Here is a 5,547-nt window from a genome sequence, read left to right as displayed (position 1 = left end):
GCTCGGGCAGAAGCGCATGCAGGTGGTCAGCGACATCCTGCTGGGCTGGACGACGGTCGGGGGACGGCCCTTCCAGGTACGGCAGTTCCGCAACCGCAAGGGCAGCGTCGACCCGGCGGCGCTGGCCGCCGACCAGATCGACGACTACGGCCGGATGACCGGCGCGCTGCTGGCCCGCGCCCACGCGCACAGTGCCGACCCGCGCCTGATCGCCGGCTACTGCGGCAAGAACGAGGAGCTCGACGAGGCCGTCGCCGCGTTCGCCGTCGCCTACGCCGACCGCACCGAGGCCGACCACGCGGACCTGGTGGCGGCGGTGCGGTCGGGAAGGGTGGCGGCGGAACTCGGGGTGTGACCTCGGCGGCCGCCGGGCCGGCCGGTGAGCGCCGTCCTCTGTGCGGCGCCCCGGTGACCGGGGAGCGGGGCCGGGGCGGGGGCGGTGTGGCCTACGCTGGTCGGGTGACGACCCCGGAAGCTGAGCAGGGCGGCGTCGCCGGAGCGGATCGGGCGACGTCCGAGGCCGCTGCGGCACGCCCCGAGGAGCGGCTGGAGCGGGCCGTACGGGCCGCCGAGCAGGCGCTCATCGAGTACGAGATCGCGGTGGAGACCTTCCGGGTGGAGGTCGAGAACTTCTCCCGGCTGCACGAGCAGCGCCTCGGCCCGCTCTACGCCCGGCTCGAGGAACTGGACGTGAGGATCGCCGAGGCGAGGGCCGCGCGCACCGGTGACCCCGAGGACCTGCGCCGGGCGCGGGAGGCGCGGGCCAGTCTGCAGCCGATCCCCGGCGTGGAGGAGCTGCTGCACGGCTGGATGGACGGCGAGGGCCTGTTCCCGGAGGCCGGTGCGATGCTCACCGACCAGCCGGTGCGGCCCCCGCAGCGGGTGCGGCCCAGCGAGGAGGCCCGCCGGCTCTACCGCGAACTGGCCCGCAAGGCCCACCCCGACCTGGCCCAGGAGGCCGACGAGCGCGAGCGGCGCGAGGAGTTCATCACCCGCGTCAACGGCGCCTACGCCCGGGGCGACGAGGACGAGCTGCGGGAGCTGGCCGAGGAGTGGGCCGCCGGTCCCAAGCCGCCGGAGCAGCGGCCGAGCGCCGCCGAGGAGCTGTACGCCCGCCTGGAGTGGCTCGCGGCGCGCAAGGAGCTGCTGACGCACGTCGCCAAGCAGCTGGAGGACAGCGCCATCGCGGCGATGCTCCGGCTGGCCCCGGACGACCCCGACCGGCTCCTGGATGAGATCGCCGAGCAGCTGCGCGGCGATCTGGCCGGGCGCGAGGCCGAACTGGCCTCACTGCTCACCGAGGAGTGAGGCCGCTAGGGCCTTTCTTCCGGATCAGGCAGGCTCCGAGCGACCTCGCCTCCCGGCCGCCGCAGATGTGCGTGCCAGGCCCCGCGACCGGCGGCAAGATCCGGAAGAGAGGCCCTGGGGGCGGTCGCCCCCGGGTGGGGTCGGGTAGCGTCGGACCATGCATTTCGGAGCTGGTGTACCCACGGTCGAGGTCGGCGACCTCAAGGACGGCGACTTCCTGCTGGACGTGCGCGAGGACGACGAGTGGCAGGCCGGTCACGCCGACGGGGCGCTGCACATCCCCGTCAGTGAGTTCGTCGCCCGTTACGGCGAACTGACCGAGGCGGCTCCCCAGGACGGGCGGATCCATGTGATCTGCCGTTCCGGCGGCCGATCGGCCCAGGTCGCGATGTACCTGGCGCAGCAGGGGATCGACGCGGTGAACGTGGACGGCGGCATGCAGGTGTGGGCGGCCTCGGGCCGTCCCGTGGTGACCGACGAGGGCAAGCCCGGCCACGTGCTGTAACGGCACCTCTTTTGTGCGGCCTGCCCGCTGTCCTTCGTGATTCAGTTCGGCGGGTGGGCCGCCAGCAGGTCTCCGAGGGCCTCCTCGTGTGCCGCCGCCGGGCCGAGCGCCAGTTCCAGGTGCTTGGCCCAGGCGTGATAGCGGTGCAGCGGGTAGTCGGTGTCGGCGCCGAACCCTCCGTGCAGATGCTGCGCGGTCTGGACGAGTCTCCGAACGCCCTCGGACGCCCAGATCTTGGCCACGGCGACGTCCGCGGCGGCGGGCAGCGCACCGGGCGCCCCCGACGAGATCCGCCACGCGGCCTGCCAGAGCGTGGCCTCCATGGCGCTCAGGTCGATGTAGCGGTCGGCGGCCTGCACGGCGACGGCCTGGAACGTCGCGATCGGATGCCCGAACTGCTCGCGCTTGCCGGTGTAGTCGGCGGTCATGCGCAGGACCCGTGTGCCGAGTCCGAGCGCCAGCGCGCACGTCCCGGTGGTGAGCAGCTCGCGCAGCCACTCCCAGGCGCCGTCGGCCTCGATCACGTGGTGGGCGGGGACGCGCGCGTTCTCCAGCCGCAGTTCGCCGAGGCGCTCGCCGGTGGTGGAGATCTGCTCGGCGAGTGCGGCGCCCTCGTGCCCGCGGGGGATCAGCGCGAGGACACAGCGGTCCGCCGGGGCGCCGGGAGACTCGGTCCCGTCCGCGCCTCCCGTGGCGCCTGCCCCGCCTGCGCCGGTGTGCGCGGGGACGAGGATCGCGTCCGCGCCGTACGCCCAGGCCACCGCCGTCTGCACCCCGTCCAGCACCCAGGTGTCCCCGTCCCGCCTCGCGGTGACGGCCAGTTCGGCGGGGTCGTGGCCGGTGCGGCCGTGCGCGGCCACGGTGAGCACCGTCTCGCCCCGGCCGGCCCGGGGGAGCAGATCGGACGCCAACTCCTTCGTGCCGTAAGCCTGTACGGCCGCCGCGGCCGCGCTGTGCTCCAGCAGCGGCACCCGCGCCAGCACCTCGGCCGACTCGCGCAGCACCAGGCACAGCGCGACGGCGTCGAGGCCGGCCCCGCCGGACTCCCCGGCGAGCAGCAGGCTCAGCAGGTCCGCGTCCGCCAGCCGGGCCCACAGCGCGCGGTCGAAGTCCTCGGCCACGGCGCCGCTGGTGCGCGACGGGCTGGGCACGGCGTCCGGTGCGACCGGGGCGAAGACGCCCTTCGCCGCCTCGGCCGCCGCCTGCTGCTCCTCGGTGAAGGTGAAGTCCACGGTCCCTGCCCTCCCGTGCGCCGCCGCCTGATCCGACGGGGCGTCAAGATAGAACAGGTTCCAGAAGAAGGGAATGGCCGCCGCCGGCTCCGGGGCCGGCGGCGGTTTCGGTGCCGGTTCCGGGCCAGGGCCCGGTCCGTGCGGTCCGGGCCCTTCTCAGCGGTCGAAGTCCAGTTCCACCTTCTCCGTGGCCGGGTGCGACTGGCAGGCCAGTACGTACCCTGCCTCCGTCTCCTCGGGCTCCAGCGCGAAGTTGCGGTCCATTCGGACCTCGCCCTCGACCAGGAAGGCCCGGCAGGTGCCGCAGACGCCGCCCTTGCAGGCGTAGGGCGCGTCGGGGCGGTTGCGCAGGACCGTCTCCAGCAGGGTCTCCCCGTCCTGGACCGGCCAGGTCCCGCCGCGGCCGTCGAGCCGGACGGTCACCGTGCTGTGTGCGGGGGCCGCGACCGCGGGGCCGGGGTCCTTTCCGCCGTCCACGTGGAAGATCTCCTGATGGATCCGGGCCCGGGCCACCCCGAGGCCCCGCAGCGCCCGCTCGGCGCCCTGCACCAGCCCGTACGGCCCGCACAGGAACCATCCCGCCACGTCCGCCACCGGCAGCAGCGCCGGAAGCAGCCCCTCGAGCCGCTCCTGGTCGAGCCGTCCGGACGGCAGGCCGGCCTGCTGCTCCTCCCGGGAGAGCACCGTGACCAGGTGCAGCCGGTCGGGGTAGCGGTCCTTCAGGTCGGCGACCTCCTCCAGGAACATCGTCGAGGCGGTGGTCCGGTCGCTGCGTATCAGGCAGAAGCGGGCCCCGGGCTCGCGGGCCAGCAGGGTGGAGGCGATCGACAGCACCGGGGTGATGCCGCTGCCGCCGACCACCGCCGCGTACAGGCCGGGCGCGGGCTGGAGGGTGAAGCGGCCCGCCGGGGTCATCACCTCGACCCGGTCGCCGATGTCGATCTCCTTGAGCGCGTAGGTGGAGAACGCGCCGCCGTCCACCAGCCGCACCCCGACCCGCAGGCTGTCCGGGCCCTCGCCGTCGGGGTCCGGGGCCGCCGAGCAGATCGAGTACGTCCGCCGTATCTCCGTCCCGTCGGACACCCGGCGCAGTGCGAGGTGCTGGCCCGGCGCGTGCCGGTACTCCTCGCGCAGCTCCGGGGGAACCGCGAAGGTGAGGGCGACGGAGTCGTCGGTGAGCCGGTCGACCGCCGTCACGGCGAGCGGGTGGAAGCGGGCCATCACACCTCCTTGAAGTGGTCGAAGGGTTCCCGGCAGGCCAGGCAGCGGCGCAGCGCCTTGCAGGCAGTGGAGGAGAAGCGGCTGAGCAGCTCGGTGTCGGGCGAACCGCAGTGCGGGCAGGGGACGGGCCCGGGGTCGGGGGCGTGACCGGTCGGGCCGGCGGCCCGCTCCGGGTTCGCCGCGAGCGTGCGCGTGGCGCCGAGCTCCAGCGGGACGGGGCCGGAGGCCGTGCGTGCGCGCGGGGGAGCTATCCCGAACTCCCGCAGCTTGCGCCGCCCTTCGTCGGTGATGTCGTCGGTGGACCAGGCGGGGGAGAGCACGGTGCGGACGGTGACCTCCCGCATGCCGTGCTCGCGCAGCACGCGCTCTATGTCCAGGGACATCGCCTCGATCGCCGGGCAGCCGGTGTAGGTCGGGGTCATCTCCACCTCGACCGCGTCCGTGCCGCGCAGACGCACCGAGCGGACCACGCCCAGCTCATGGAGGGTGAGCACGGGCAGCTCGGGGTCGGGCACCGAGCCCGCGAGCCGCAGCAGTTCGCTCTCCAGCGGGGTCGTGGTCGTGGCGGTCACCATGACGCTCCCGGGTGACTGCGGTGCAGGTGCTGCATCTCGGCGAGCATCCGCCCGAACGGTTCGGTGTGCAGGCCCTGGCGGCCGGCGCCCGCCGTCCACGCCCCGGACCGGGGACCCTCGGGCAGCGTCAGGGTGGCCCGGCGCAGCACGTCACCCACGGAGTCCAGCCAGGCGGCCTCCAGGCCGGCCCGGTCGGCGTCCAGCCCCTCCACCGGCTGGAACATCTCCCCGGTGAACCGCCACAGCGCCTCGCACGCGCGCCGCATCCGCTCGTGGCTGACCTCGGTTCCGTCGCCGAGCCGCAGCGTCCACTGCTCGGCGTGGTCGCGGTGGTAGGCGACCTCCTTGACGGCCTTCGCGGCCAGCGGCGCGAACGCGCTGTCACCCTGGGCCAGTTCCGCGTACAGCAGGTGCTGGTAGGTGGAGAAGTACAGCTGGCGGGCGATGGTGTGGGCGAAGTCTCCGTTGGGCTGCTCGACCAACTGGAGGTTGGTGAAGGCGCGTTCCTCGCGCAGATAGGCCAGTTCGTCCTCGTCGCCCGCCATCGACAGCAGGATGCGGGCCTGGCCCAGCAGGTCGAGGGCGATGTTGGCGAGGGCGACCTCCTCCTCCAGGACGGGTGCGTGGCCCGCCCACTCCCCCAGGCGGTGCGAGAGCACCAGGGCGTCGTCGCCCAGGGCGAGGGCGGCCGTCGTGGGGACGGGGA

7 protein-coding genes are annotated in these 5,547 nt (G+C 74.2%); 3 read left to right on the top strand and 4 right to left on the bottom strand.

Annotated features, from left to right (window positions below):
- The 3 genes from IE249_RS38035 to IE249_RS21370 form a co-directional block, all read left to right on the top strand.
- The coding region (locus IE249_RS38035; RefSeq protein WP_229858935.1) for a DUF2252 family protein at window positions 1-355 on the top strand (355 nt) is incomplete at its 5' end.
- A gap of 104 nt (window positions 356-459) precedes the next feature.
- Entirely contained in the window at window positions 460-1,308 is an 849-nt protein-coding gene (locus IE249_RS21375; protein ID WP_189706852.1) for a hypothetical protein, read from the top strand.
- A gap of 157 nt (window positions 1,309-1,465) precedes the next feature.
- Window positions 1,466-1,813, top strand: a complete 348-nt coding sequence (locus tag IE249_RS21370) for a rhodanese-like domain-containing protein (RefSeq protein WP_189706850.1) — start codon at window positions 1,466-1,468, stop codon at window positions 1,811-1,813.
- Window positions 1,814-1,854: 41 nt separating this feature from the next.
- On the opposite strand, the gene IE249_RS21365 is transcribed toward IE249_RS21370, so the two are convergent.
- From IE249_RS21365 to paaC, 4 genes are all read right to left on the bottom strand, one after another.
- Window positions 1,855-3,045, bottom strand: a complete 1,191-nt coding sequence (locus IE249_RS21365) for an acyl-CoA dehydrogenase family protein (protein WP_189706848.1) — start codon at window positions 3,043-3,045, stop codon at window positions 1,855-1,857.
- A 156-nt stretch (window positions 3,046-3,201) separates the two neighbouring features.
- Window positions 3,202-4,266 (bottom strand): 2Fe-2S iron-sulfur cluster-binding protein, encoded by a 1,065-nt coding sequence (locus IE249_RS21360; RefSeq protein WP_189706846.1) that lies wholly within the window; start codon window positions 4,264-4,266, stop codon window positions 3,202-3,204.
- On the bottom strand, window positions 4,266-4,841 hold the full coding sequence (gene paaD / locus IE249_RS21355) for a 1,2-phenylacetyl-CoA epoxidase subunit PaaD (RefSeq protein ID WP_189706844.1): 576 nt from the start codon (window positions 4,839-4,841) through the stop codon (window positions 4,266-4,268). Before paaD ends, IE249_RS21360 begins: the two co-directional genes overlap by 1 nt.
- Window positions 4,835-5,547 (bottom strand): 1,2-phenylacetyl-CoA epoxidase subunit PaaC (gene paaC, locus IE249_RS21350; protein ID WP_229858934.1); only part of this gene is annotated, 713 nt, incomplete at its 5' end. The genes paaC and paaD, both read right to left, overlap by 7 nt.

The organism is Streptomyces anandii JCM 4720 (assembly GCF_014650655.1).
In the GTDB taxonomy this organism is placed as follows: domain Bacteria; phylum Actinomycetota; class Actinomycetes; order Streptomycetales; family Streptomycetaceae; genus Streptomyces; species Streptomyces anandii.
Note: the sequence above shows the minus strand (reverse complement) of the source record. Positions and strands in the feature narration are given on the sequence as shown.